Origin of the sequence: Mariprofundus ferrooxydans PV-1 (assembly GCF_000153765.1) — a bacterium.
GTDB lineage: Bacteria > Pseudomonadota > Zetaproteobacteria > Mariprofundales > Mariprofundaceae > Mariprofundus > Mariprofundus ferrooxydans.
On record NZ_DS022294.1, the window covers coordinates 256660 to 280956 of the forward strand.

At 57.5% G+C, this 24297-nt stretch carries 27 protein-coding genes and 1 tRNA gene; 16 read left to right on the forward strand and 12 right to left on the reverse strand.

The features are described 5' to 3' along the window. Nucleotides 1–20: 20 nt before the first annotated feature. The 7 genes from SPV1_RS01155 to ychF all read left to right on the forward strand — a co-directional run bounded on the left by SPV1_RS01155 (nucleotide 21) and on the right by ychF (nucleotide 5160). Nucleotides 21–560, forward strand: a complete 540-nt coding sequence (locus SPV1_RS01155) for a hypothetical protein (protein WP_009849240.1) — start codon at nucleotides 21–23, stop codon at nucleotides 558–560. After that, the gene (ispE, locus tag SPV1_RS01160) at nucleotides 557–1411 is read left to right on the forward strand and encodes a 4-(cytidine 5'-diphospho)-2-C-methyl-D-erythritol kinase (protein ID WP_009849241.1); all 855 of its coding nucleotides are present in this window, start codon (nucleotides 557–559) and stop codon (nucleotides 1409–1411) included. Before SPV1_RS01155 ends, ispE begins: the two co-directional genes overlap by 4 nt. A gap of 39 nt (nucleotides 1412–1450) precedes the next feature. Continuing rightward, nucleotides 1451–1525, forward strand: a tRNA-Gln gene (locus SPV1_RS01165). 61 nt (nucleotides 1526–1586) lie between these two features. Further along, complete coding sequence (locus tag SPV1_RS01170; protein ID WP_009849242.1) at nucleotides 1587–2534, forward strand: ribose-phosphate pyrophosphokinase; 948 nt, start codon at nucleotides 1587–1589, stop codon at nucleotides 2532–2534. 230 nt (nucleotides 2535–2764) lie between these two features. Continuing rightward, the gene (locus SPV1_RS01175) at nucleotides 2765–3391 is read left to right on the forward strand and encodes a 50S ribosomal protein L25/general stress protein Ctc (protein WP_009849243.1); all 627 of its coding nucleotides are present in this window, start codon (nucleotides 2765–2767) and stop codon (nucleotides 3389–3391) included. A gap of 9 nt (nucleotides 3392–3400) precedes the next feature. Then, the gene (pth, locus tag SPV1_RS01180; protein ID WP_231288234.1) at nucleotides 3401–3976 is read left to right on the forward strand and encodes an aminoacyl-tRNA hydrolase; all 576 of its coding nucleotides are present in this window, start codon (nucleotides 3401–3403) and stop codon (nucleotides 3974–3976) included. 89 nt (nucleotides 3977–4065) lie between these two features. Then, complete coding sequence (gene ychF, locus SPV1_RS01185) at nucleotides 4066–5160, forward strand: redox-regulated ATPase YchF (RefSeq protein WP_009849246.1); 1095 nt, start codon at nucleotides 4066–4068, stop codon at nucleotides 5158–5160. A 111-nt stretch (nucleotides 5161–5271) separates the two neighbouring features. Here the strand turns inward: ychF and pyrF are convergent, their stop codons facing one another. The 11 genes from pyrF to ispH all read right to left on the reverse strand — a co-directional run bounded on the left by pyrF (nucleotide 5272) and on the right by ispH (nucleotide 16037). Beyond that, the gene (pyrF, locus tag SPV1_RS01190; RefSeq protein WP_231288235.1) at nucleotides 5272–5949 is read right to left on the reverse strand and encodes an orotidine-5'-phosphate decarboxylase; all 678 of its coding nucleotides are present in this window, start codon (nucleotides 5947–5949) and stop codon (nucleotides 5272–5274) included. Further along, nucleotides 5949–7091 carry a heat-shock protein gene (locus SPV1_RS01195; protein WP_009849248.1) on the reverse strand — a complete coding sequence of 381 codons (1143 nt, stop codon included), beginning with the start codon at nucleotides 7089–7091 and terminating at the stop codon, nucleotides 5949–5951. The genes pyrF and SPV1_RS01195 overlap by 1 nt, the downstream gene beginning before the upstream one ends. Then, nucleotides 7088–7420, reverse strand: coding sequence for a LapA family protein (locus SPV1_RS01200; protein WP_009849249.1), 333 nt, complete (start codon nucleotides 7418–7420; stop codon nucleotides 7088–7090). The genes SPV1_RS01195 and SPV1_RS01200 overlap by 4 nt, the downstream gene beginning before the upstream one ends. A 5-nt stretch (nucleotides 7421–7425) precedes the next feature. After that, nucleotides 7426–7710 carry an integration host factor subunit beta gene (locus SPV1_RS01205; RefSeq protein ID WP_009849250.1) on the reverse strand — a complete coding sequence of 95 codons (285 nt, stop codon included), beginning with the start codon at nucleotides 7708–7710 and terminating at the stop codon, nucleotides 7426–7428. A 108-nt stretch (nucleotides 7711–7818) separates the two neighbouring features. Next, nucleotides 7819–9684 (reverse strand): 30S ribosomal protein S1, encoded by a 1866-nt coding sequence (locus SPV1_RS01210; RefSeq protein ID WP_009849251.1) that lies wholly within the window; start codon nucleotides 9682–9684, stop codon nucleotides 7819–7821. A gap of 87 nt (nucleotides 9685–9771) precedes the next feature. After that, the gene (gene cmk / locus SPV1_RS01215) at nucleotides 9772–10467 is read right to left on the reverse strand and encodes a (d)CMP kinase (RefSeq protein WP_009849252.1); all 696 of its coding nucleotides are present in this window, start codon (nucleotides 10465–10467) and stop codon (nucleotides 9772–9774) included. Then, a complete protein-coding gene (gene aroA / locus SPV1_RS01220) occupies nucleotides 10464–11813 on the reverse strand; it encodes a 3-phosphoshikimate 1-carboxyvinyltransferase (protein ID WP_009849253.1) in 1350 nt (449 codons plus the stop codon). Before aroA ends, cmk begins: the two co-directional genes overlap by 4 nt. Next, the gene (locus SPV1_RS01225; RefSeq protein WP_009849254.1) at nucleotides 11810–12688 is read right to left on the reverse strand and encodes a prephenate dehydrogenase; all 879 of its coding nucleotides are present in this window, start codon (nucleotides 12686–12688) and stop codon (nucleotides 11810–11812) included. Before SPV1_RS01225 ends, aroA begins: the two co-directional genes overlap by 4 nt. Next, nucleotides 12685–13788 carry a histidinol-phosphate transaminase gene (hisC, locus tag SPV1_RS01230; RefSeq protein ID WP_009849255.1) on the reverse strand — a complete coding sequence of 368 codons (1104 nt, stop codon included), beginning with the start codon at nucleotides 13786–13788 and terminating at the stop codon, nucleotides 12685–12687. Before hisC ends, SPV1_RS01225 begins: the two co-directional genes overlap by 4 nt. A 74-nt stretch (nucleotides 13789–13862) precedes the next feature. After that, nucleotides 13863–15014: a prephenate dehydratase gene (gene pheA / locus SPV1_RS01235; RefSeq protein ID WP_009849256.1), complete on the reverse strand. Its 1152-nt coding sequence runs from the start codon at nucleotides 15012–15014 to the stop codon at nucleotides 13863–13865. A gap of 63 nt (nucleotides 15015–15077) precedes the next feature. Beyond that, a complete protein-coding gene (gene ispH / locus SPV1_RS01240; protein WP_009849257.1) occupies nucleotides 15078–16037 on the reverse strand; it encodes a 4-hydroxy-3-methylbut-2-enyl diphosphate reductase in 960 nt (319 codons plus the stop codon). A gap of 165 nt (nucleotides 16038–16202) precedes the next feature. Here ispH and SPV1_RS01245 point away from each other — a divergent pair, with 165 nt between their 5' ends. The 7 genes from SPV1_RS01245 to SPV1_RS01275 all read left to right on the forward strand — a co-directional run bounded on the left by SPV1_RS01245 (nucleotide 16203) and on the right by SPV1_RS01275 (nucleotide 21183). After that, complete coding sequence (locus SPV1_RS01245) at nucleotides 16203–16688, forward strand: peroxiredoxin (protein WP_009849258.1); 486 nt, start codon at nucleotides 16203–16205, stop codon at nucleotides 16686–16688. 24 nt (nucleotides 16689–16712) lie between these two features. Next, complete coding sequence (coaBC, locus tag SPV1_RS01250; RefSeq protein ID WP_009849259.1) at nucleotides 16713–17894, forward strand: bifunctional phosphopantothenoylcysteine decarboxylase/phosphopantothenate--cysteine ligase CoaBC; 1182 nt, start codon at nucleotides 16713–16715, stop codon at nucleotides 17892–17894. Further along, nucleotides 17891–18349 (forward strand): dUTP diphosphatase, encoded by a 459-nt coding sequence (gene dut / locus SPV1_RS01255; RefSeq protein ID WP_009849260.1) that lies wholly within the window; start codon nucleotides 17891–17893, stop codon nucleotides 18347–18349. The genes coaBC and dut overlap by 4 nt, the downstream gene beginning before the upstream one ends. Before the next feature lie 186 nt (nucleotides 18350–18535). After that, complete coding sequence (locus SPV1_RS01260; RefSeq protein WP_009849261.1) at nucleotides 18536–19018, forward strand: pilus assembly protein PilP; 483 nt, start codon at nucleotides 18536–18538, stop codon at nucleotides 19016–19018. 15 nt (nucleotides 19019–19033) lie between these two features. Then, nucleotides 19034–19675, forward strand: a complete 642-nt coding sequence (gene nth / locus SPV1_RS01265) for an endonuclease III (protein WP_009849262.1) — start codon at nucleotides 19034–19036, stop codon at nucleotides 19673–19675. A 60-nt stretch (nucleotides 19676–19735) separates the two neighbouring features. Continuing rightward, nucleotides 19736–20113, forward strand: a complete 378-nt coding sequence (locus tag SPV1_RS01270; protein WP_009849263.1) for a hypothetical protein — start codon at nucleotides 19736–19738, stop codon at nucleotides 20111–20113. 140 nt (nucleotides 20114–20253) lie between these two features. Next, nucleotides 20254–21183 carry a bifunctional riboflavin kinase/FAD synthetase gene (locus tag SPV1_RS01275; protein WP_009849264.1) on the forward strand — a complete coding sequence of 310 codons (930 nt, stop codon included), beginning with the start codon at nucleotides 20254–20256 and terminating at the stop codon, nucleotides 21181–21183. 65 nt (nucleotides 21184–21248) lie between these two features. Here SPV1_RS01275 and SPV1_RS01280 read toward each other — a convergent pair whose 3' ends face one another. After that, nucleotides 21249–22931 carry a tetratricopeptide repeat-containing sulfotransferase family protein gene (locus SPV1_RS01280; protein WP_009849265.1) on the reverse strand — a complete coding sequence of 561 codons (1683 nt, stop codon included), beginning with the start codon at nucleotides 22929–22931 and terminating at the stop codon, nucleotides 21249–21251. 131 nt (nucleotides 22932–23062) lie between these two features. On the opposite strand from SPV1_RS01280, the gene ygfZ reads away from it, so the two are divergent. Further along, entirely contained in the window at nucleotides 23063–24019 is a 957-nt protein-coding gene (gene ygfZ, locus SPV1_RS01285; RefSeq protein WP_009849266.1) for a CAF17-like 4Fe-4S cluster assembly/insertion protein YgfZ, read from the forward strand. Beyond that, nucleotides 24012–24269: a hypothetical protein gene (locus SPV1_RS01290; protein ID WP_009849267.1), complete on the forward strand. Its 258-nt coding sequence runs from the start codon at nucleotides 24012–24014 to the stop codon at nucleotides 24267–24269. The genes ygfZ and SPV1_RS01290 overlap by 8 nt, the downstream gene beginning before the upstream one ends. Nucleotides 24270–24297: the final 28 nt, after the last annotated feature.

Consider the following 24297-nt stretch of genomic DNA (forward strand, 5'->3'; position numbering starts at 1 on the left):
GTTGTCCGTCTGAAACAGCAATGACACCTCTCCCGCACAGGCTCAGGTGGCTGCTCTGCCTGTTCGCTACGCTGTGGCTTACAGCCTGCGCCACGCCGATCAAAACCATGCCGCCGGAAAGTGAGAGCGGTATCGGTCCGTTCACCTCCTTTTCAGCCCGCCTGATTGTCATTGAACCGGCCCGCCGCTGGCAGGTACTACTGGACTGGGATGCACCAACATCGAATCAGGGCACGTTGCGCCTGACCCATGCCGCCAGCAATACCGTGGTTGAATTCCGATGGCGGGGAGCGGATATGTTTATTCGCGATAGCAGCAACAGAAGCTGGAGGCCGATCACCCCTGGGCAACTGGCCGCGCACGGCATCGTCATTCCTCCTGCCAGACTTGCCGAGATTCTGCTCGGCCATATGCCCGCTAACTTCCATGCTGATGGCCCTGATCAATGGTCAGGCAAACAGGCAGGCAGCCTGATCCGGCTGCGCTGGTATGCGGATAACCGTAAACTGGTCATGACCGATATAGCCCGGGGCCGCCGGGCAACACTGATCATCCAATGACAGCAGTCATCCTGCCCGCACCGGCCAAAATCAACCTCTACCTATCCATCACCCGTATCCGGCAAGACGGCATGCATGAGCTGGATACAGCATTTGCCTTCAGCGAAGCTTGCGATTATCTGCATTTTAATCAGGCCGACAGCATTCACGTCACCTGCTCCCGTCCTCATCTGGGAGGTGAGTCCAACCTTGTTCACCGCGTACTGACGGCTTTCAAAGAGCGTCATGGCATTCAACAGGGGCTGGCCGTCCATATCGACAAGCATATTCCCGAGCAGGCGGGGCTGGGCGGTGGCTCTTCCGATGCGGCTACCGCACTGATCGCCGCCAACACACTCTGGAGCACAGCCATCGGCAGGGACGAGTTAATCGCCTTTGCCGCCCCGTTCGGGGCAGACATTCCCTGCTTTCTTTATGGCAAGGCGAGTATCGCCCGCGGCATCGGTGAGTCCCTGTGCGACTACCCTGCTCCACTACCTGATCACACAATGCTGCTGGCCTGGCCCGGTACCGGCCTCTCCACCGCCAGCGTTTTCCAATATTTTGACAGCACGCATCCTGCATTGACCGCTCCTGAGGGGGTGGATACCATCCGCCGCGGTATTGATGACCTCGGCCATAATGATCTGGAAGAAGCGGCATGCAGCATGAGTCAACCGCTAACACAACTGCTGGCATGCTTGCGGCAACATACGGATCTCGCCTGGATGAGTGGTAGCGGCTCGGCATGTGTCGGATTGTTTCGCAGCTCCAACCAGGCAGCTGAAGTTGCACAGATTTTGCAAAACCGGGGTGTGGCAAACTGGACGCACACCGGCAGCATTTGCAAAGAGCACCCTGTGCAACTGTAATCAGGGTCATCCGCAGTCAGGGTTTTATTACTTGAATACTGGGACGTAGCCAAGCGGTAAGGCAGCGGGTTTTGATCCCGTCATGCGCAGGTTCGAATCCTGCCGTCCCAGCCAGTTACACGAACGTTCACCAACGTTCACATGACACAAATGCACCAAACAGGAGTGATCACTGATGATTCACCAGAAGCTACGGCTTTTTTCCGGCACATCAAATCCACCACTGGCGCAGAGTATCTGCAAGCATATTGGCCACCCGCTGGGCGACCTCTACTTCGAACGATTTTCCGATGGCGAGATTTTCCTGCAGATCCGCGAAACCATTCGCGGTCACGACGCCTTCTTCATCCAGAGCACCAGCAAACCGGCCAACGCCAACCTGATGGAGCTGCTGATTTTCATTGATGCGGCCAAACGCGCTTCCACCCGTAATATCTGTGCCGTCATCCCCTATTTCGGCTATGCCCGTCAGGACCGTAAGAGCGCAGGACGCACACCGATTTCCGCCAAACTGGTTGCCGACCTGATTACACGCGCCGGCGCCACACGCGTACTGACCATGGACCTGCATGCCACCCAGATTCAGGGCTTCTTTGATATCCCGGTGGATAACATCTTTGCCATCCCTCTCTTTGCCAAGGACATCCAGGAAAAGAACAATATGGATGACATCGTGATTGTCTCACCCGATGTCGGCGGCGTGGTTCGTGCCCGTGCACTGGCCAGCAGGCTGCATGTGGATATGGCCATCGTCGACAAGCGTCGTCCGGCACCCAATGTCGCCAAGGTGATGAATATCATCGGCGATGTCAGCGGCAAACACTGTATCCTGATCGACGATATGGTGGATACCGCCGGCACACTGTGCGGCGCTGTTGATGCACTGCTCGAACGCGGCGCCACCAAGGTCAGCGCCTATGCCTCACACGGCGTTCTCTCCGGCCCTGCTGCCGACCGGCTTAAAAAATCAAATCTGCATGAGCTGGTCATCACCAACAGCATCCTGCAACCGGAAAAGGTCATGAAAACGGAGAAAGTCCGGATCATTTCAATTGCGGCCCTGATGGGTGAAGCCATCAGTCGCATCTATGACGCCCGCTCCATCAGCAGCCTGTACGAATAGATTCCAGGCACGCTTAAACAGCCTCTATATCACGAGTCTGACACCCGCGTGCGCAAGCTGCAGCGCCTGTCATCAGCTCCGGTCGAAAATCGCCCTGAAAAACCCGCATGGACTTTTGTATCTCCATCACTAGAGTGCGCGACCGCGCGCAGCAGGGCTTCAAACGCCTTGCTGTCATACAAGCGCACGCCGCCCCGGGATAACCTGACGGCGCATTACTGGAGGACAACATGTCTGATTTTATTGTCGAAGCTGAACTTCGCGAAACAAATGGCCGCAGCGCAACACGCCGCCTGCGCCGTACCGGAAAAATTCCGGCCATCATTTATGGCGGTGACAAACCAGACCTGTCAGTCGCCGTGGATTATTTTGTAATATCCAAACTGCTCAATCAGGAAGAGTTCCACACCTCCATGCTTGAAGTCAAAGTAAAGGGTTCACGCGGCAAGAACACCGTCATGCTCAAAGCTACACAGTGGGATCCTATTAAAGATACCGTCACACATCTGGATTTCATCCGCGTATCTTCCAGCGACATGATCACACTGGACGTCCCCGTGGTTGCCATCAACGAAGACAAGTGCCCGGGCGTTGCCAAGGGCGGCCTGATTGACGTAATCCGTCACTCGCTGGAAGTCACCAGCCGTGCTGACTCCATCCCTGCGCATATCGAAATCGACTGCTCCGGCCTCGATATCGGCGACAGTGTTCATATTGAAGATGTCACCCTGCCTGAAGGCGCCGTTGTTCACCATGAAGTCAACTTCACCGTACTGAATGTGGCTGCGCAGAAGACTGACACTACTGATGATGAGGTTGAAGGCGACGAAGGCAGCGAAGAAGCTGCTGAGGCGTAAGTACTCAACGTGCAACTGCTAGTCGGATTGGGAAATCCGGGCAGCAAATACGAGGAGACACGACACAATATCGGCTTTCGTTTTCTCGATCTGCTGGCGAAATCGGAGGGGCTGCGTTTTGACGCGGCCCCTCGTTTTCATGCTGAAACAGCCGTCTGGAACCGCCCCGAAGGACGAGTCCTGCTGGTAAAACCGCAAACATTCATGAACAACAGCGGCGAATCGGTCGCAGCCCTTGCCCGCTACTACCAGGTAGAAACTGATCAGATCGTTGTTGTCTATGACGACCTCGATTTGCCGGCTGGCAAGCTGCGCCTGAAACACGGTGGCGGGCACGGCGGTCATAACGGTCTGCGCTCGCTCAATCAGCACTTGCCCGACAACAACTATATACGCGCAAAGGCAGGTATCGGCCGACCCGCCCACGGTGATATTACACCGTGGGTACTGGGCCGTGCTGACGAGGGAGACCGGGCCGACGAGGCGCGCGTTTTCGCCGCACTGCTTAACGAGATAGACACCATCCTGAGCGGGCAGCTGCCGCAGGCAGCCAACCGGATACACCTGGCGTTACAGCCAAAATAATTCACCACAGATGAGCATGCTTATCACGATGCTTCGAGCAGCCGGAGATCACCGCTTGCTCTCCTGCGGTAAAAAAACGAGGTTCAACCATGGCACTGAGTATCGGAATTGTAGGTCTGCCCAATGTCGGCAAGTCCACACTGTTCAACGCATTGAATGGCGGCGGTGCTGAAGCGGCAAATTACCCCTTCTGCACGATCGATCCGAATGTCGGTATTGTGCCGGTACCGGATGCGCGTATGGATGCGCTGGCGGCCATCGTCAAGCCGCAGGCCATGCAGCATGCCGTGGTTGAGTTTGTCGATATTGCCGGTCTGGTTGCCGGCGCTGCAAGTGGTGAGGGACTGGGAAATAAGTTTCTGGCTAACATCCGCGAATGTGCTGCTATTGCGCATGTAGTGCGCTGCTTTGAAGATGAAAACATCACACATGTGGCCGGTAAGGTTGACCCGCTTTCGGACATCGAAATCATCGACACCGAACTGATGCTTAAGGATATGGAAACCGTCCAGAAAGGCATACAGCGCACTGAAAAGCTGTGCAAAAGCGGCGACAAGGATGCCAAAGCGCTGCTCGAACTGCAGACGAAGGTGCTCAAGGGGCTGGAGGACGGCACCACCGTGCGCCGCCAGAAGCTTAGTGATGATGAGCTGGCTAAGCTGAAAGAGATGTGGCTGCTGACCGGAAAACCGGTGCTCTATATTGCCAATGTCGATGACGGATCACTGCCCGACGGCAATGCCTATGTGGAGCAGGTGCGCACTTTTGCCAGTGAGGAAGGGGCACGCGTGGCCGTGGTATCGGCACAGATTGAGTCTGAACTGGCAGAGATGGACGATGAGTCGAAGCTTGAGTTCCTGAGCGATCTGGGGCTGACAGAGCCGGGCCTGAATACCGTCATCCGCGAAGCCTACACACTGCTGGATCTGATCTCCTACTTCACAGCCGGCGTCAAGGAAGTACGTGCCTGGACTATTCATCGTGGCGACACCGCACCCAAAGCTGCAGCCGTGATTCACAATGACTTCGAAAAGGGTTTTATCCGCGCGGAAACCATTACCTATAACGATTTTGTCACTCTCGGCGGTGAAGCCAAATGCAAGGAAGCGGGCAAGATGCGCCTGGAAGGCAAGGATTACATCGTACAGGACGGCGACGTACTGCACTTCCGCTTCAACGTATAAGCAAGCAGCGGTGCTCCCGCTCGCAATAGCAGGCTTCATGGCTCTCCTGCCGGTATCTCAGCAGGTCATTTTCAGTTAAGTGGTGAAGCCCTTGTTTACCCTGCAGGCTATTTACAGACAGAGCGCCGAGTGCATCATCGACTGCGCTTCCAAAGCGGCAGCACGCGGATCGGCCGCCTTGATAATGGGTCGCCCGACCACCAGATAATCGGAGCCGCCCCGGATCGCACCTGCAGGATCAGCAACCCGCTTCTGATCCTGCAGATCCTGATCGCCCCAGCGTATGCCCGGTGTGACGGTAATAAAGTGCGGACCGCAGGCATGCTTGATTGCAGCCGCCTCATGCACGCTGCACACAACGCCATCCAGCCCTGCATCCCTGGCCATCTGCGCCCGCTCCAGTGCGACAACCGCAGCCTGCTCTTTGGGCATGGAATCGCTGGTCAGCACGGTAACGGCAATCAACAACATATCCGGAAATGCCTCAGCCGCTTTGGCTGCAGCAGCCAGCATCTCGACTCCGCCGCCGGCATGCACGTTCACCATATCCACACCGAGCCTTCCGGCACTCTCAATCGCCTCTGCCACGGTATTGGGAATATCGTGAAATTTAAGGTCGAGAAAGACCTTGTGCGTCGCGCCAATGGCCGCCACCAGTTGCGGGCCTTCAGCCACAAACAGGCGCAAACCGATCTTGAACCAGCCGACCGTATCCCCCAGCTGATCGCGCAGTGCCAGAGCCTGACCCGCGTCCGGCACATCCAGCGCCACCATCAATCGACTCCGCATCAGATCTTCTCCTCACTTTTCGGATGTAGCGAACCCCAGCTATGGCACTGCGGACACTGCCAGCGCACATCTATCACTTCGACACCACACTGTTCACAGACATAGTTTTTAGCTCGCTTGCGCCACTGCCTGGAAAAACGGGCATGCGCATCGCCCTCATCACCGAGAACTGCCTGCAAACGCAACGATTCGCGCAGGGTGGCAGGCACAAAGCCCAGATCATGATATAACACTTTCGCATCATCAGCACTGCGCTCTCTGGCAAGCGCCTCCAGCCAGCTCAGAGCCAGCTCCGCATCAGGCTGCTGTCTCCACATTTCGGCCAACAGCTCCCTGCCCCGATTATCATAAAAATCAGAGTGCGCCAGCAGTTGCGGAATCACCAGTGAGAAGTGTTCATTGGCATGACTGCGCAACGCCTGAATTTCTGTAACCGCCTTATCTGTTTCTGCTGCCGCCATCGCCAGTTCAATTGCTACCATACGCGCCGGTGCACAGGCCGGATCAAGCTCAATCGCTCTTGCCGCATATGTGGCCGCCTCATCACGACTCTCCTGACTCAGGCACTGACGCGCCATTTCGGAGAAGAGATAAGCCCGATGTGAGCTGTAGGATTCATTCCTGACCCGTTCCAGCCGCGACAACAGCTCTTCAGCCAGTTGCCATTCGGAACTCTGTTCGCGAATCCTTAGGCTGGCTTCCAGAGCGCCTGCATGATCCGACTGAATCTCCAGCGCCTTACCGTACTGAATCAGCGCCCGGTCGAGCAGGCCACCGGTTTGAAAGTCTCTGGCCAAAGCCATGTGAGCCTGCAGGTGAATACTCTTCGCCAGATCCGGGCGGGCCAGCAAATTCTGATGGATTCGGACAGCCCTGCCGATCTCTCCGCGGGAGCGGAACATCTCACCGAGCGCCATATAGACATCCGCCGCTTCCGAGCGCAAACGGGCAACCTGAACCATCTCCTGCAAGGCGCGATCCGGCTCATCGGAGAGCAGGTAGTTGATACCCCGCAGCAATGGCGAGATACGCTTGTCCTCTTCCTCCTGTCTGGGCTCATCATCTTCCTGCAGCGGGCGCAGCACCAGCGCCAGCAACAGCACCAGGACGATAGCGGTAATAGCGAGGAAAAGCGTATTCATACGTCGTCTTGAAGCGGAATATTTCTAAGGTTGTCGACCTCTTGCTGCAACCGTTCATGCTCTGCACGCAGCCAGACAATTTCCTGTTTATGTTTGCGTCTGGAAAAAGCCATGGCCAGAACGCCGCCGGCAAAACCCAGCATAAAAGCAATAAATACAGGGACGTAAACCGGGACTGGCTTGCTGGCAACACCGAGAAAGTGCAGCTCGACCTGTGACAGATTGGCCAGTGCAAACATCGTGGCAAATGATGTCAGGACCAGCACCACCAGCACATTGATCCAGTTTACCGAATACAGACCCGACAGCCGGATAGTGGCTCTGGACATAACTCTCAGCCTGCGTTGTCGACCCGCTCGCGCAGATCTTTACCCGGCTTGAAGTGTGGTATGGATTTGGCCGGTACGGATACCGCTTCACCGGTCTTGGGGTTTCTGCCTATACGCGCCTGACGGGCTTTGGTCGTAAAACTGCCGAAACCGCGCAACTCCACGTGGTCGCCGACGGCCAGGGCATCGCCAATGACCGAGAAAATCGTATTAACAACAACTTCAGCCTCACGTCTGGTGATGCCAGCCTGTTGCTCTGCAATAATCTCTACAAGTTCAGATTTGGTCATCACGCCCTCCGTTTACAAGCATGAGCATAGCCCATCGTTGCCGATGCGCAAGTTGTATAGGCCTGCTGACAGGCCCCGGCAATGCCGGGGCCTGTTACAGATATCGGCTTACTTCTTGCCAAAGAGTTTACGCTGCAACTCCAGCGCCAGTGCCGACGGAGCGGATTCCTCAGCGGTCTGACGGGAATAGTTGCGCATAGCCTCCCGCTCTTCCTGAATCAGATGCTGACGAATGGAGAGCGTAACCTGACGACGCTTGTTATTCACTTCGACAATCTTCGCTTCCACTTCGGAACCGACTTTCAATTCGCCGTGATCGCGCGGGACTTCACGCATCGGCATGAATGCCTGTACGCCATCGGCCAACTCCACGACCACGCCGGCAGGTTTCACATCGACCACGGTACCATTAACGCTATTGCCACGCTTGACGCCGGCCAGAAACAGTTCAAACGGATCGGCCGAGAGCTGCTTGATGCCCAGCGCGATGCGCTGTTTTTCAACATCCACGCCCAACACAACCGCTTCGACTTCCTGTCCCTTGCTGTAAGGCTCCATAGCAGCCGCTCCGGACTTCTCCCAGGAGAGGTTCTCCATATGCACCAGGCCATCCATACCATCAGCCACATGCACAAAGAAACCGAAGTCAGTGATGTTCTTGATCTTGCCACTGACATGCGTGCCAATCGGATGATCTGCCATCCACTGCTGCCACGGATTTTCGCTGACAGCCTTCAGGCTCAGACGAATACGACGGGCCGATGCATCAACTTCCAGCACCACCACATCCACCACATCACCTTCAGCCAGCACAGCCGCCGGATTCACATCACGATTTGTCCAGCTCAGCTCAGAACGGTGAATCATACCCTCAATGCCGGGCTCCAGCTCCACAACAGCACCGAAATCGAGCAGGCGGCGCACGGTGCCGGTCAGCCCCATGCCCGGCTCATAGATTGCTTCTACATTATCCCACGGATCCGACTGCAGTGCCTTCATAGACACCGACACTTTCCCGGTTTCCGCATTCAACTTGACGATCTCAACACTCACGCTCTGACCGACGCTGAGCATCTCCGACGGGTGCTTGATCCGGCGCCACGACACATCGGATACGTGCAGCAATGCATCCACACCACCGATATCGACAAAAGCACCGAAATCAGCCAGCCGCTTCACTTCACCGCTCAGCCTGTCACCCACCGCATGCTGTGCGAAGAAGGCCGCGCGCTCGACTTCCAGAGCGGCAGTCAACGGACGCCTGCGTGATACAACAATATTTTCCGGCCTGCGCCGCGCTTCCAGTACAGCCACCTTGCATGCCTTACCAATCAGATTAGCCGGCAGGACATGGATATCCGTATCCGCTTCGGAGCGCGGCATAAATGCATTCAACCCGCTCAGGCTGACCCGGTAACCGCCCTTGACTTCCGATGTGATGACCGCATCCACCGTACTCTCATCGGCCACAGCCGCTTCAATGGCATCCCATGCCTCGCGCTGTCTGATGGCCAGCACGGACAAGCTCACACCCGAAGAGCCGCCAACCGACTGGATCAATGCCTTGATTTCTGTGCCGATTGCCGGAACCGGCAGCCCGGCCTGCTCGAATTCAGCCAGCGGAATCGTGCCTTCGGCCTTGGTCCCTACGTCAATGACGACAACATCGGCATTCAGGCCCACCACCATGCCGGTGACCATCTCACCCTTGCGAATCTCGCCTTTCTCCTTCAGGGAAGCCTCGTACAGCAGCCTGAAAGAGTCCTCTTCGCTAACGGCCTCTTCAGCAGGAGTCTCATCTGACTCTTCACTGGCCTGTACGACCGGCTCTTCTGCAGCAGGTGCTGCTGCAGTGGTTTCGGTTTCTGCTACGACGACCTCAGGGGTTGCCTCTGCAGTTGCTGAAGCGGTATCGACAACATCCGCCTCACCCCCTGCTTTCTGTATCGTGTCGAGCTTCTCGGCTTCACTCATGGTGTACCATCCTAATGACTCAATTCGCATGCGAATTGTTATTCAGTATTGTGTATCGTTCTAACGTTCATCCATCCGTAACGCGGGTCAGGCTGATGGCTTGATCAGCTGCCTGCGCTCCAGAATCCCCAGCATGCGATCTACCACTTCATCCACACGCAATGTTGTAGAGTCAATCGAGATAGCATCGGATGCCTGGGCGAGCGGGGCATGCTGACGCTCTCTATCGCGTTGGTCACGCTTTTTCAGGTCCAGCAACACCTCATCCAGATCGCCCCTGTGACCCATCTGTTTCAACTGGGACCAGCGCCTGCGCGCACGCTCGCGTACAGAGGCTGTCAGGAAAAATTTGGCCGGAGCATCGGGCAATACAACGGTACCGATATCACGTCCGTCCATAATGCAGCCTGCCTGTGCCAGCTGCTGCTGCAGACTCAACAAGCGCTCCCGAACCAGCGGCTTTGCCGCCACCGTTGAGGCTGCAGCACCGACGGCTTCAGTGCGCAGGCGCGGGGTCCAGTCTGCGCCATCATAGCCGATGCCGTCACTGCTCCACGACAACCCGATCAGCATATCACCGACCATCTCCGCCAGCGCCGCCTCGTTGTCCAGTTCGACACCGCGCTCCAACGCCACCGCACCGGTCAGACGATAGAGCAGGCCTGTATCGAGCACCGGCAGACCGATCTCATCGGCCAACAACTTTGCCACCGTGCCTTTACCACTACCGGAAGGGCCATCAATGGCAACCATCAGGCCGGCTGCGGCTATCCACTCACTCATGCTTCACCCTCATCGGCCCAGCGTACATTCATACCGACAGACTGTGCCAGCTGTACAAAATTGGGAAAGCTCGTCGCGATTGCCGCCGCATTGTGAATACGCACTTCACCATCTGCACGCTGAGCTGCCACGGCCATGGCCATGGCAATGCGGTGATCGCCATGGGCATCCACATCCACATCACCGCGCAAGTTAGTGATACCCCGGATAACCGCTCCGTCCGGTTGCTCATCGATATCCGCACCGGCAGAGCGCAGGGCCGTCGCCATAGCTGCAATGCGGTCGGACTCCTTGACCCGCAACTCCTCCGCATCGGTCAGCACAAACTCGCCATCGGCAAGCGTGGCTGCCGCAAAGAGCACCGGAAACTCATCAATCGCATCGGGCACATCGTTCGGGACCACATGCATGCCGTGCAGACCGCCGGATCTGATGCGCACATCGGCCACAGGCTCCTCACCCACGCGCTGTTCATTCTCCAGTGAGAGTGCCGCACCCATGCCGTTCATCACCCGCCGCCACCCGTCTCGACGCGGATTGATGCCGATAGACTTCAGCGTAACGTCGGAACCCTCGACGAGACTGGCAGCAACAGCAAAAAAACAGGCCGACGAGGGATCAGCGGGAATGTCGACCACGCCGACAGGCGCAGTCAGCCGGTCTTTCGGATCAAGGGAGATCGTACCGTCAGCAGCAACTGTGACCGGCTGTCCGAATAGCGGCAGCATGCGCTCGGTGTGATCGCGGGTCGGTTTCGGCTCGCTGACCGAGGTTACGCCATCGGCATAGAGCCCGGCCAGCAATACGCAGGACTTCACCTGAGCGCTGGCCACCTCGGATACATGGTCAATCGCCTTGAGCTTACCGCCGGATATGGTGATCGGTAGCAAATTGCCATCATCACCACCCTCAACCTTCGCCCCCATACGCCGCACCGGATCCACCACTCGTTTCATCGGCCGTTTACACAGCGAGGCATCACCGGTCACCGTGCTCGAAAAGTGCTGACCGGCCAGAATACCGGCCATCAGCCGTACGCAGGTACCGGCATTGCCCGCATCCAGCATGCCTTGCGGCTGCTTCAAACCGTGCAGCCCGACACCATGCACGCGCAGGGATGTTTTCTCATCATTCAACCATTCGATCCGCACGCCCATATCGATAAACATGCGGGCAGTGGCGATATTATCCTCACCGGGCAAAAAGCCGTGAATCTCCGTCACGCCGTCAGCAAGCGCCGCCAGCATGACCGAACGATGTGACATGGATTTGTCACCGGGCACCGTCAGCTCGCCCTTCAGTGGTCCGGCCGCAGGGCCGGCGATCAGTGTTCCGCCTGTACTCACAATTCATCTCCATATTTCAACAACCAGGCATCCCGGGCCGCACGGGCAGCGGCAAATTCCGTCAGCAAACAATCCGCATCGCCTCCATCCACCGCAGCGCGCAACACACCCAGCTCAGTAATCAGTGCATCCAGCTTGGCGATCAGCGCCTCGCGGTTGCACATCGCAATATCGCGCCACATCTCCGGCGAGGAGGAGGCGATGCGGGTAAAGTCACGGAAACCACCGGCAGCAAAGCGGAACGGATCATCGCCGCCGCTCTTGCGCACGGCATTGACCAGCGCAAATGCCGCGACATGCGGCAGATGACTGACAGCAGCCAGATGCTCATCGTGCGCCGCCGCATCCATCTGCATCACGCGACTGCCTGTCGCCTCCCACAGACTGCGCACCCGCGCCAGCGCATCGGCATCTGTAGCCTCATCCGGCGTCAGGATACACCAGTGTCTGTCAAACAGTTCGGCAAATGCAGCACCCGCGCCTGACTCTTCGGTGCCGGCAATCGGGTGCGCCGGCACAAAACGGGACGGGTTCGGCAGGTATTCAGCCGCAGCCGCCATTACCGACTGCTTGCTGCTGCCTGCATCAGTTATCACGGCATCGGCAGGCAGGTTCTGCGCCATGGCCCGGAACACATCGGCTGAAGCACTCACAGGCACACTGACCAGTACCATATCGGCATCGGCAACGGCCTGAGCCACATCATGACTGAAGTCGTCGATCACGCCGAGATCCACGGCCAGCTGCAGATTTTCCGCGCTACGGCCAACCCCGGTAATACGGCCAACACAACCGGCACGGCGCAGCGCCAGTGCCACAGAGCCACCAATCAACCCCGTACCGATCACCACCAGATGGCGGATTTCACGCGTCATGCCATACCATCCACAATCTCTGTTAATGCCGCCAGAAACAGATCATTCTCTTCGGCTGTGCCGACTGATATACGCAGGTATTCAGCCATGCCGTACGGTGCCAGCGGACGCGGAATAATACCCCGATTCTCCAGTGCCGCAGCGATTTGTGCACTGTCCCCATGCCGCAGCAATACGAAGTTGCCGTGACTGTGACCTTCACTCAGGCCAAGCGCCTGCAGCGCACGCTCCATACGGTCGCGCTCAGCCAGCGTGTCGGCCACGCGCGCCGCCATCCACTCACCATCATCCAGTGCAGCCACAGCCGCCGCCTGCGCCAGCAGACTGACATTAAACGGCGCGCGAAAACGGTTGACCAGTGCGGCAATCCCGGCATCGGCAATGGCATAACCGATGCGGCAGCCGGCAAGCCCGTAGGCCTTGGAGAACGTACGCGAGATCACCAGTCCCGGATGCTGCAGCAGGGCTACTGTATCGCCCAGTTCAGTGGCCACAAATTCATAATAGGCCTCATCGATAATCACCAGCAGATCGCGCGGCAGCGCATCGAGGAAGGATTGCAGCGCAGCCACCCCGTGCAGCGTGCCGGTCGGATTGTTCGGGTTGGCGATGCAGACCACTCGGGTTCGCTCGTTCACGGCCTGCAGCATCGCATCCAGATCATGGCTCAGACCATCGGCTTCCGCGACGGCCACACCGGTGGCTCCGGCGGCCTGCGCCGCCAGCGCATAGACAATAAAGCCGCGCTGACTGTAGACCACTTCGTCTCCGACACCTGCAAAGGTCCGGATCAGCAGCTCAAGCACCTCATTGGAGCCGTTACCGACGATAATGCGCTCCTCTTCAACCATGTGAAAATCAGCCAGCGCACGCTTTAATGCACCGGCATCACCATCGGGATAGAGATGCACCCCGGCGGCCGCCTGCTGCATGGCCCTCACAGCCTTCGGTGACGGACCGTAAGGGTTCTCATTGGAGGCCAGCTTAACCGCCCGGCTCAAACCTTTTTCGCGTAGCAACACCTCAATCGGCTTGCCGGGAACGTAAGGGTAGAGTGCCGCCGTCTGTGGCACGGCTTTTGCCAACCAATCAACAGTCATGGTAATGACTCACAAATATAAATGTTACGACCAGCATTGCTTTTCGTCCTCTGCGTCCTTTGTGGTGAAAGGTTTTATAGGGGTTTGGATACCGGATATGACCCCAGCACCTTGATAAAGCCGCCTGGCTTGGCCTGGATTTCAGCAATCGCTCCGGCGACGGCCTTGTCATCGCGATGGCCCTGGATATCGGCAAAAAACACATATTCCCACAGCTTCTTCTTTGATGGCCGTGATTCAATACGGGTCAGCCCGATCCCGCGATCAGCAAAGGAGGAGATCAGATGATGCAGGGCTCCCGGCTCATCCCGAATTGACATCACCAGCGAGGTTTTATCCTCGCCCGAGGCAGGTGAATCATGCTGTCCGATGACAAAAAAGCGGGTCGTATTATCGTGAAAATCCTCGATATTGCGTTGCAGCAACGGCAGCCCCGCCCGATCAACAATCGAGTAGGGTCCAATCACCGCACAGCGGCGCCAGTCCAGCGTCGGCGATGCAGCTGCTTTGGCTTCATCGACTATCTGGGCGGCGCGAATGGTCGATGATGCCTCCATCAGCTGCGCATTCGGCAGATGTTCGGATAGCCAGCCGCGGCACTGACCCAGCGGCTGCGGATGCGACATCACCACATCGATATCAGCCAGAGACTCGGCATAGGTAAACAGGTGATGATGAATCGAGAGCTGCACCTCGGCGCAGATAAATACGTCGCGCTCCATATCGGCAAACAGATCCAGTGTCGGCGTCACCGCACCTTCAAAGGCATTCTCCACCGGCACCACACCATAAGTGGCCCTGCCCGACTCCACTTCATCGAACACCTGCTCCAACGTACTGCAGGCGAGATATTTGGCAGTCGAGCCAAACTGACGACTGGCTGCGGTATGGCTGAACGTACCTTCAGGCCCCAGATAGGCGATGGTCATCGGATGCTCCAGCGCCAGGCACGCGCCGATAATCTCACGATAAATACCATGGATAGCCTCATCCGGAATCTTGCTTTCATGCGCACTGGTAGCGGCCTCGGCATTGCGCGCCAGCATACGCCGGATAATTGAGGCCTCTCTGCTCGGTACATAGAACGGTGCATCGGCACTGTCCTGTTTGGCCTCGCCGACCTGACCGGCCAGACGAGCCCGCTTGCGGATCAGCTCCAGCAATTCGTCATCAACCGCGTCAATCGCCTGACGCAGCACGGTGAGTTTCTTCTCTAATTCAGCCATGCCAGCACGCTAGAAGTTTGTCGTGCGCAGGGCAATCGTAAGGGCGCGGATACAGGCGCATCATTAACGTAGCTGCTCGGGCAGACTAAACGTGACATTTTCTTCGCTCACCACCAGCACTTCCACGCCGGCATAACCGCGCGCCTGCAGCCATGCGATCACGCTGTTCACCAGCACTTCCGGTGCCGATGCGCCGGCCGTGATGCCGATGCGGGCATCCGGCGTCAGCCAGTCCGGATCGATATCCTCCGGCCCGTCAATCAGCCAGGCCGCGCTACCCGATCGCTCGGCCACCTCACGCAGACGGTTGGAGTTGGACGAGTTTTTCGAACCGATCACCAATACAACATCGCTGGCTTTAGCCAGCTCTTTGGTCGCCGCCTGGCGGTTGCTGGTGGCATAGCAGATATCCTCACGCTTGGGCCCCTGCAGAAGGGGAAAGCGGCGGCGCAGGGCATCAATCACATCGGCGGTATCATCCACGCTCAGCGTGGTCTGTGTAACATAGGCCAGACGCGCCGGGTCCTTTACCTGCAGCGCCTCGACATCTGCCGGCGTGGCAACCAGCAGCACTGCACCTGCCGGCGCCTGCCCCATTGTCCCTTCAACTTCGGGGTGGCCGGCATGGCCGATCAGGATCACCTGATCGCCGCGCTGATAATGGCGTAACAGCTCCAGATGCACCTTGGTCACCAGCGGACAGGTCGCATCGATAACCCTGAGCCCCCGTCTGTCGGCACTCTCGCGCACCGCCTTGCTGACACCGTGCGCCGAAAAAATCAGCAGCGCACCATCCGGCGCATCATCCACCTCCTCGATAAATACCGCCCCCTTGGCCTGCAAATCCTGAACGACATAGCGATTGTGAACGATTTCATGGCGCACATAGACCGGCGCACCGTAAACGGCCAGCGAACGCTCAACGATTTCGATGGCCCGATCCACGCCGGCGCAAAAGCCGCGCGGCTCGGCCAATATCACTGTTTTCGGGTGAAATGTGACAGCTACGGATTCCTGCTGCATGAAACAACTCCTTCATACCAGATTTACGGTCGGACGGACACTAACAAACACGGGCCCGAGTACCACCGGCAGACGCATGCAGACATAAAAACCATATACACACTGCGGCACACTTACCTGCGCGACAGATCATGCTAGTCTTCAGCCCACACCACGGAGGCATTCATGACAGAATACAGCATCAACCCCGGCGACCCGGCGCCAACCCGGATCGAACTGGATACCTGGCCTGAAGGACGACTGAAGCTGGCCGACCTGGCCGGGCAGTGGATCATTCTCTACTTCTACCCGAAAGACAGCACCCCCGGCTGCACGACGGAATCATGCGAATTCCGCGATGCCCGCCCTGATTTCAGCGCTGCAGGCGCAAGCATCGTCGGCGTCTCGCGCGATTCGGTGCGCTCACACGGTAACTTTACTGAAAAGCAGGCTCTGAACTTTACCCTGATCTCCGATCCGGATGAAACGCTGTGCAAGGCTTTCGATGTCATGCAGCTTAAAAAGAACTACGGTAAAGAGTATATGGGCGTAGAGCGATCCACCTTCATCATCAATCCTGAAGGCGACATTGCCGCCGCCTGGCGCAAGGTCAGCGTCAAGGGCCATGTCGAAGAGGTCCTCAACACGCTGAAAGAGCTGCAGTCGTCGTGAGCATAAACGCTGCCCGCAGCCGGCATGCTTAAAGGCAGACATATTCTTCTCGGCATTGGTGGCGGCATTGCCGTTTACCGGGTGGCCGAGCTTGCCCGCCTGCTGATCAGAGAGGGTGCGGAAGTACGCTGCGTCATGACCCGTTCGGCCTGTGAGTTTGTCACACCGATGACCTTTGCTGCCCTGACCGGAGAAGAGGTCTATACCGAGCTGTTCGACCTGACGGCCGAGCAGTCGATGGGCCATATCCAGCTGGCGCGCTGGGCCGACCTGATCGTCATCGCTCCGGCCACAGCCGGATTGCTGGCCCGACTGGCACACGGCATCGCTGATGACCTGCTCAGCACCATTATGCTGGTTGCCGAGAGCCCGGTATTGCTGGCGCCGGCGATGAACCATTCGATGTGGCTGGCTCCCGCCACAGTGCGCAACGTGGCGCTGTTGAGTAAGCGCGGCATGCACCTGGTCGGCCCGGCAAGCGGCGAGCTGGCCTGCGGGGAATCAGGCAGCGGCCGACTCAGTGAACCGGAATCCATACGCGATGCCATGCTGTCACTGCTGAGCGACCACCGCCTGGCAGGTCAGCGCTGGGTCATTAATGCCGGTCCTACGGTGGAAGCCTGGGACGGCGTACGCATCCTGAGCAATCGCGCCACAGGCACCCTCGGCGCCCTGCTGGCGGGACAGGCTGCAGCACTTGGCGCACAGGTCACACTGGTTGCAGGCCCGGGCACGCCGGCCTCACACCCACGCGTTGAGCGTATTGCTGTTGAATCGGCTGAAGAGATGCTGACAGCCTGCCGTCAGGCAGCCAAAGGTGCTGATATCTTCATCGGCACAGCTGCCGTCAGTGATTTTCGTTTCAATACGACAATGACCGGCAAAATCAAACGCGGCGACACGCAGATCATGTCCGTCGACCTGATCGCCAACCCTGATATCATCGCGGCCATCGCCGCCATGCCGGAGCGCCCCTGCAAAATCATAGGCTTTGCTGCTGAAGCGGAAAAACACATCAAAAACGGTCGGGCCAAATTGCTCGGCAAGGGCATTGATGCGGTCGTAGCCAATGATATTTCCAATATGGGCGCAGCCTCAGCCAGCGGCTGGTGGATTGACCACAAGCATGAAATGGAACTGACCGCAGGCAGCAAACAGATCTTCGCAGCCGCTATTATCGATCAAGTCACGAGGTTAAACCGATGAACAGTAATAAACCGAATATCAATATCATGCGACTGCCCCATGGCGAAGGGCTGGAGCTGCCGTTTTATGCTACCAGCCACGCTGCCGGTGCAGACCTGCGCGCGGCAGTAGATGAGGATATCACCATTGAGCCCGGCGAGCGCCGGCTGATCAAAACCGGATTTGCCATGGCCCTGCCGGACAACTACGAAGCCCAGATTCGGCCCCGTTCAGGCCTGGCATTGAAACAGGGCATCACCGTACTCAATACGCCGGGCACAATCGATGCCGATTACCGTGGTGAGATCGGCGTCATTCTGATCAATCTGGGAGATCAACCCTTCACGATCAGCCGCGGTGACCGCATCGCCCAGATGATTATCGCTCCGTTCGTACAGGCTGATTTCCATGCCGTCACCGAGCTCTCAGACACAGCACGCGGCAGCGGCGGTTTCGGCTCATCAGGCAAACGGTGAAGGAAGAGCGTCACAAAAGTGGGACAGCCACATTAAAACGTGATGGCAAACAGCAAGCTATGCACGACTGTTCTTCATTTTGATTTGCAACAAACATGAATTCCGTTCATATTGCGTTGCGCTGGCATGAATTCTGCTCGTGTTGCTTGCATGAACGGGCCTCGCCCGCAAGCACCGGGAGGTAAAATGAAACGACTGACAGGACTGATGATCTGCATGGCGCTGTCGCCGACACTCTATGCCGCCGCTCCGGATGCCGAGGTACCGGATGCGATGCAACATCTGGTTACTGCCCCCGACATCGATTTCGCCACGCTGCGCGATCCCTTCTCCTCTTATCTGGCCCGCGTGACCAGCACCGGGAAAAGTGCCCTGATGGAAAACAAGTTCCTGCTCTCCAACCGGAAGCGTGAGCCACTGGAAAGCTATGACCTGGACAGTCTGAAGCTGGTTGCCATCTTCAGCATGGGAGGAGAGCGCGTTGCCATGGTTGAAGACTCTACCAACAAAGGCTATGTCATTCATCGGGGCAATTATCTGGGTAAAAATAACGGCAAGATCGAAAAAATAACCGGCGACACAGTGTTCCTCGTCGAACAGGTACTTGATCCGGCCGGAGACATTATTGACCGTCAGGTTACGCTCACCCTTAATGAAGTGAACCCGTAACGTCGCATGCCCCGCATGAACGCCGCCGAAGTCCGGCGCTTTTTCGAGCAACTGCGCGCAGCCGACCCGGAACCGGTCACTGAACTGAACTACAATAACGAGTTTGAGCTGTTAGCGGCCGTCATGTTGTCGGCCCAGTCCACCGACGTCGGCGTTAACAAGGCGACGGCGAAGTTATATCCTGTTGCCAATACGCCTGAAGCCATTCTGGCTCTGGGCGAGGAAGCCCTGAAAGGCTATATCTCCACACTCGGCCTGTATAACAGCAAGGCCAAACATCTGATCGGCGCCGCCCGCATGCTGGTGGATCGCCATAACGGCAAGGTGCCGCGTACGCGCAAGGAGCTCGAAGCGCTGCCAGGCGTAGGCCGGAAAACCGCCAATGTGGTGCTTAATGTGTTGTTTGATGAGCCGACCATGGCGGTGGACACGCATATCTTCCGGGTCGGCAATCGCACAGGTCTTGCTCCGGGAAAAAATCCGCTGGAGGTGGAAAAAGGGCTGCTTAAAGCCATACCTCCCGAGTTCATGCAACATGCCCACCACTGGCTGATCCTGCACGGACGCTATACCTGCACGGCGCGCAAACCGCGCTGCCACCTCTGCCCGGTTGCCGCCGAATGCCACTGGCCGGAAAAACCAAACGCCATCAGCTGATGCTGACCCCTCACACAACACGCATTTTGGCAGAAGTGTCCGACAGAAGTGCGACCCGTCATGCATATTGAAAACTGCTGGCAAGATGATGGCTGCGGCCTTCACCGGAAATATAGCGGTAACCTCTCACTATGCGACGTGCTGGAAGCAACACTTGAGCTACAGGATAACCCGCGATTCAACTCCCTGCGCTACCTCATTGAAGATTACACACATGCGACCAACACACCGTTTGATATCTGCGATGTAAAGGATTTTACCGGCATTATTCGCCTCAGATCCAATACAAAGAATAATTTGAACGTTGCAATCATCAGTCGCAATTCACCGGAAGCTGTCGCGACAGCAAGTGCCTTTTGTGAATACATGCTGCAGTGTCATTATCGATGCCGGGTATTTCTCTCACCTGACGATGCACTGGCATGGGCGGCTGCATAGTGGTCATTGCACCGCTCCGACTACGGACTACGATGTTCGTGGCTTTCAAACAGTCGTCGCGCGGGTCTGGCAACGCCCCTTACTCCTGAAGATGCACGCTTTTGCGTGAACGACGCAGCCGGACGCGCTAGCCTCTGCCGATGCAAATTATTCATTCATGGGAAGAAGCAGCGTCACTGGCTGAACTCAAGGGCGGCGCCATTACCGTCGGCAACTTTGACGGGGTACACATGGGGCACGAACAGGTGCTGGCTGAAACACGCGGCCATGCCATGGATGTCGGCGGCCCCACCATCGTAGTCACCTTCGAGCCGCATCCGCGCGCAGTCCTGTTTCCGGGAGAGGCACCGCGCCGCCTCTGCCATGTGCACGAGCGCCTGCAATATCTGCAACAGGCAGGTGCCGATGCCGTACTGCTGCTCGAGTTCAACAAAGCCATGGCGGCATGGTCGGCCGAGAAATTCTCACGCATGTTGTTCGATACATTTGCATTCCGCCATATCCATGTCGGTTATGACTTCGCTTTCGGACATGATCGTCAGGGTCATGTCGATGATCTGCGCAAACTGGGTGACGAGGCTGGTTTCACCGTTTCCGAGGCTGCCGCTTTTGCCATGTTAGGCTCTGTCGTCTCATCGTCGCGCATCCGCTCGGCGGTTGAAGCTGCGGATTTCACACTGGCAGCCAGCCTGCTCGGGCGCGATTACGCTATCGCAGGAGAAGTATTGCATGGCGACAAGCGCGGTCGCCAGATGAATTTCCCTACCGCCAATATCGATGTCGGGGATCTGGCTCACCCACCGGTCGGCATCTATGCCGTGCGCGCCAACAACAAGGAGAAGCAATGGCTGGGTGCCGCCTATCTCGGTTACCGGCCGACATTCAATGGCCGCACGCTGCTGCTGGAAACCCACCTGCTCGATGATTCACCCGATCTGTACGGCCAGTGCCTGAATGTCGCATTTGTACAACGCATCCGTGAAGATCGGAAGTTCACCGGTCATGCCGACCTGGCGGATCAGATCGCCCTCGACTGTCAGGCGGCCAGAGAGATTCTCGCAGAGCGCTGAGCGACTCTCAGTCGGAAAATCGAAAAAAACATATGGCTTTATAACGTTCGCTGAATTCAGCAGTGCTAATCCGTACGCATGAGCCCCAGAAGCGGCGTCAGGTAAGCCTCATATTGTCGCCATACGCCGATCGAAGCAGTCGACAAGGGCTTGCGCACCTGCACGGCACTGGCGGTCTGCACCGCATGGTTTGCCTGCTGAAAATGCATACATGCGTCGCTCCAGCTCAGTCCACATGCCTGCAGCAACAGGCGCGTCTGCTGCTCCTGCCCGGCCACCAGCTTCTCATACTCCAGCTCATAAAAGAGATCGGCAGGCAGCAGCTCGCGCCAATATGCCATCAACTGCAGGTAACCCTGATAATATTGCGCCAGTTCGGAGAGTGCATAACCATAGCCAAAGTGAGCCCCCTGCAGGTTATTCTTGTAGATGGAAAAACAGGTATCCAGCGGATCACGCTGCAGATGGATAAAGCGGGCTTGCGGCAACGCGCGATGGATCAGGCCCACCAGAGCGATATGGCTCAGGGTTTTATCACAATAACAATTGGAACTGCCGTACAACTGCTCTACCCGCTCCAGATAGCGCACGCCGATAGCCGTGCACTGCGCTTGCGGTAACGCATTCAGCGCCGCAGGCGAGAGTGAAATATCCCCGACAACATCGCGAATGGCGGACTCCAGACATCCGTTTTCACCCAGCGCCGTCACGTCCGGGTGAGCCGCCAGTATCTGCTCAACCAGTGTGGAACCCGAACGGGGCATACCAAGCACGAACAGGCACGGTGTATGACTGATATCCGCATTTTCGCGCATCCGCTCACCATCGAGCGTCGTGATCTCCGCCAGTGCAGCAACCGCCGCATCCGTATCGAATGCGTTGTCCGCGTGCCGGATCGCATTGGCCTCCTGCAACAGCTCAAACGCGGCAGCATAGTCCCCCAGATCATCCCTCACCTTGGCCAGCGCAAAAGCCAGTTTCATACGGGCATCACTGCCCGGCGGGCAGTGCTGGTAAACCTGCTGCATAGCCTGCGTCTCATCGTCTTCAGCCTCGAAACGACGCAAATCAGCCAGCACCAGCCAGGCATCGGCATGGTAAGGGTTGGCCTGCAGCGCATGGTGGATGTGCTCCCGCACCTCTTCCAGCGCGCCCTGCTCCAGCGCCAGTACGCCCAACCCGTAATGCGCCTCGGCATGGCCTGCATCGCGGGCGAGAATCGCTTCCAGGTGCGTGCGCGCCTCACTGTAGAGATTCAGCGCATGGCAGACCTGAAACAAGCCCATGCGCACCATGGCATCGCCCGGTTTGCGTTTTCTGGCTCGCTCCAGCATGACCCGCGCCTCGGTCAGTTCCCCCTGCGCCATCAATGCACCGGCCATGCCCAGATGCGTCGCGATATCGGTTGCATCCAGCGCCAGAGCCTGTCGGTAACACTCCATCGCGGCCTGCGTATCTCCGGCCTGAAACCACCCGTTACCCAGGCTGGCCAACAGATCCGCCCGCGTCGGTGCTGCGGCAACCGCCTGTTTCAGCTGCAGCAGACCGGCATCGACATCCCCTTGCTGCAACGCCAGCAAACCACGCAGATGCAGCAAATCCGGGTGATCCGGATACAAGGCTTCCAGCTGCCCGCAGGCCGACTCACACGCCTCTGTCTCACCCTGCTGCAGCGCGCGTCCCGCAACGCCCAGCAACTGCTCGATCTTCCTTTTCCTGTTGCCGGACAACTTCATACGCTTGGCCATATACCACCCCGAACCACTTCAATGGCCGAAGCATAGCGGCGCAGCGCATCCTGCGACATCATAGATACGCTCATTATACCCCTATCTCTGCAATGCTTTCACAAGCGCGCCCCTCCCCGTAGAATCAGCCCATGTCACTCCATCTGCCCCTGTTATCCCCGCAAACTGCCGAACTACTGCTCAATGGCAGCGTCATGGCCGAGCGCCGAAACTGGTCGGTATTGAAGGCTTCCGGACCAACGGTACGTGATTACCTGCAAGGGCAGATTACGCAGGATATGAATCGACTCTCCGCCGACTGTGCCATCCACACCGCACTGCTTACCCCGCAGGGCAAAGCAGTCACCGAGCTCTATATCATTGAAGGCAACAACGACGAATTGATTCTGCTCACCCCTGCCTCATACGCCACCGCCACCGTGGCGCGCCTGCGCCAGTTCGCGCTGGGGCAGGAGCTACGCATCGGCGTGGTTGAAGCCCTTGCCATCTGTTCGCTGCAGGGCACCCATGCCCACAGCCAGCTGGAGAGTTTTGCCCTGCCTGAACCGGATGAGATGTGGCTGGCAACCAGCCGTAACCCTGAAACAGATTGTTTTGCCATTGTCATGCCCCACCATCCGCGGGGCTATTGGGTCGTAACTGCCGCCACCAGCATCAGAGCGGTGGTAAGCCGCCAGCCCGAAGTCGAACAGAATGCCTTCGAAGCGATGCGCATTATTCGCGGCTTTCCCGATTTCGGCATCGAGTGGGATGCAGCCATCCACCCGCTGAATGCCAACCTGGTTGAATTTGACGGCGTATCATTCGAAAAAGGGTGCTATGTCGGTCAGGAAGTCACCAGCCGTATGCACTGGCGCGGCGGCATCAAAAAGAAACTCTACAGGGTATCTGTGGATGGCAGGCCGGATACTCTCCCCTGCCCGATTCGAACCAGTGTGAATATCGGTGAGCTGAAATCAGCCGCGATTGATCAGGAAAACCGCTGTATCGGCATCGCGCTCTTGCCGATTGAAACCGCAGAGTCGGCAACCGCGCTGAGTCTGGAAAACGGTGCAACCCTGCATGTGCTGGAAGCATGTCATGCCTGATGCATTCATCTGGTATCACGCCGATGAGAAGCTGGAGCCCGAGCTGATTGACTGGCTGAATGTCAGTGCGGAAAAAACCGGCGTTCGCGGCAAGCTGTACATCCGCAAACAGGATAACAAAACCACCTTCATGGAAACCTATGCCAATGTGCCCGCCTCCACGATCAAGCGCATCGAGAAACTGGCGGCGCTGCAGCCTGTGTTTACGCATATAGAGCGCCGCTGCGAAAGTTTTATCGAAATCAGCTGATAAACAGTGCTTCACCGTCGGGGTGCCC

What these genes read in the sequence shown, in the direction of transcription:
- SPV1_RS01155 (WP_009849240.1), top strand. Translation starts at nt 21, where the DNA reads ATGACACCTCTCCCGCACAGGCTCAGGTGGCTGCTCTGCCTGTTCGCT.
- ispE (WP_009849241.1), top strand. Translation starts at nt 557, where the DNA reads ATGACAGCAGTCATCCTGCCCGCACCGGCCAAAATCAACCTCTACCTA.
- SPV1_RS01170 (WP_009849242.1), top strand. Translation starts at nt 1,587, where the DNA reads ATGATTCACCAGAAGCTACGGCTTTTTTCCGGCACATCAAATCCACCA.
- SPV1_RS01175 (WP_009849243.1), top strand. Translation starts at nt 2,765, where the DNA reads ATGTCTGATTTTATTGTCGAAGCTGAACTTCGCGAAACAAATGGCCGC.
- ychF (WP_009849246.1), top strand. Translation starts at nt 4,066, where the DNA reads ATGGCACTGAGTATCGGAATTGTAGGTCTGCCCAATGTCGGCAAGTCC.
- pyrF (WP_231288235.1), bottom strand. Translation starts at nt 5,949, where the DNA reads ATGCGGAGTCGATTGATGGTGGCGCTGGATGTGCCGGACGCGGGTCAG.
- SPV1_RS01195 (WP_009849248.1), bottom strand. Translation starts at nt 7,091, where the DNA reads ATGAATACGCTTTTCCTCGCTATTACCGCTATCGTCCTGGTGCTGTTG.
- SPV1_RS01200 (WP_009849249.1), bottom strand. Translation starts at nt 7,420, where the DNA reads ATGTCCAGAGCCACTATCCGGCTGTCGGGTCTGTATTCGGTAAACTGG.
- SPV1_RS01205 (WP_009849250.1), bottom strand. Translation starts at nt 7,710, where the DNA reads ATGACCAAATCTGAACTTGTAGAGATTATTGCAGAGCAACAGGCTGGC.
- SPV1_RS01210 (WP_009849251.1), bottom strand. Translation starts at nt 9,684, where the DNA reads ATGAGTGAAGCCGAGAAGCTCGACACGATACAGAAAGCAGGGGGTGAG.
- cmk (WP_009849252.1), bottom strand. Translation starts at nt 10,467, where the DNA reads ATGAGTGAGTGGATAGCCGCAGCCGGCCTGATGGTTGCCATTGATGGC.
- SPV1_RS01225 (WP_009849254.1), bottom strand. Translation starts at nt 12,688, where the DNA reads ATGACGCGTGAAATCCGCCATCTGGTGGTGATCGGTACGGGGTTGATT.
- hisC (WP_009849255.1), bottom strand. Translation starts at nt 13,788, where the DNA reads ATGACTGTTGATTGGTTGGCAAAAGCCGTGCCACAGACGGCGGCACTC.
- pheA (WP_009849256.1), bottom strand. Translation starts at nt 15,014, where the DNA reads ATGGCTGAATTAGAGAAGAAACTCACCGTGCTGCGTCAGGCGATTGAC.
- ispH (WP_009849257.1), bottom strand. Translation starts at nt 16,037, where the DNA reads ATGCAGCAGGAATCCGTAGCTGTCACATTTCACCCGAAAACAGTGATA.
- SPV1_RS01245 (WP_009849258.1), top strand. Translation starts at nt 16,203, where the DNA reads ATGACAGAATACAGCATCAACCCCGGCGACCCGGCGCCAACCCGGATC.
- coaBC (WP_009849259.1), top strand. Translation starts at nt 16,713, where the DNA reads ATGCTTAAAGGCAGACATATTCTTCTCGGCATTGGTGGCGGCATTGCC.
- dut (WP_009849260.1), top strand. Translation starts at nt 17,891, where the DNA reads ATGAACAGTAATAAACCGAATATCAATATCATGCGACTGCCCCATGGC.
- SPV1_RS01260 (WP_009849261.1), top strand. Translation starts at nt 18,536, where the DNA reads ATGAAACGACTGACAGGACTGATGATCTGCATGGCGCTGTCGCCGACA.
- nth (WP_009849262.1), top strand. Translation starts at nt 19,034, where the DNA reads ATGAACGCCGCCGAAGTCCGGCGCTTTTTCGAGCAACTGCGCGCAGCC.
- SPV1_RS01270 (WP_009849263.1), top strand. Translation starts at nt 19,736, where the DNA reads ATGCATATTGAAAACTGCTGGCAAGATGATGGCTGCGGCCTTCACCGG.
- SPV1_RS01275 (WP_009849264.1), top strand. Translation starts at nt 20,254, where the DNA reads ATGCAAATTATTCATTCATGGGAAGAAGCAGCGTCACTGGCTGAACTC.
- SPV1_RS01280 (WP_009849265.1), bottom strand. Translation starts at nt 22,931, where the DNA reads ATGGCCAAGCGTATGAAGTTGTCCGGCAACAGGAAAAGGAAGATCGAG.
- ygfZ (WP_009849266.1), top strand. Translation starts at nt 23,063, where the DNA reads ATGTCACTCCATCTGCCCCTGTTATCCCCGCAAACTGCCGAACTACTG.
- SPV1_RS01290 (WP_009849267.1), top strand. Translation starts at nt 24,012, where the DNA reads ATGCCTGATGCATTCATCTGGTATCACGCCGATGAGAAGCTGGAGCCC.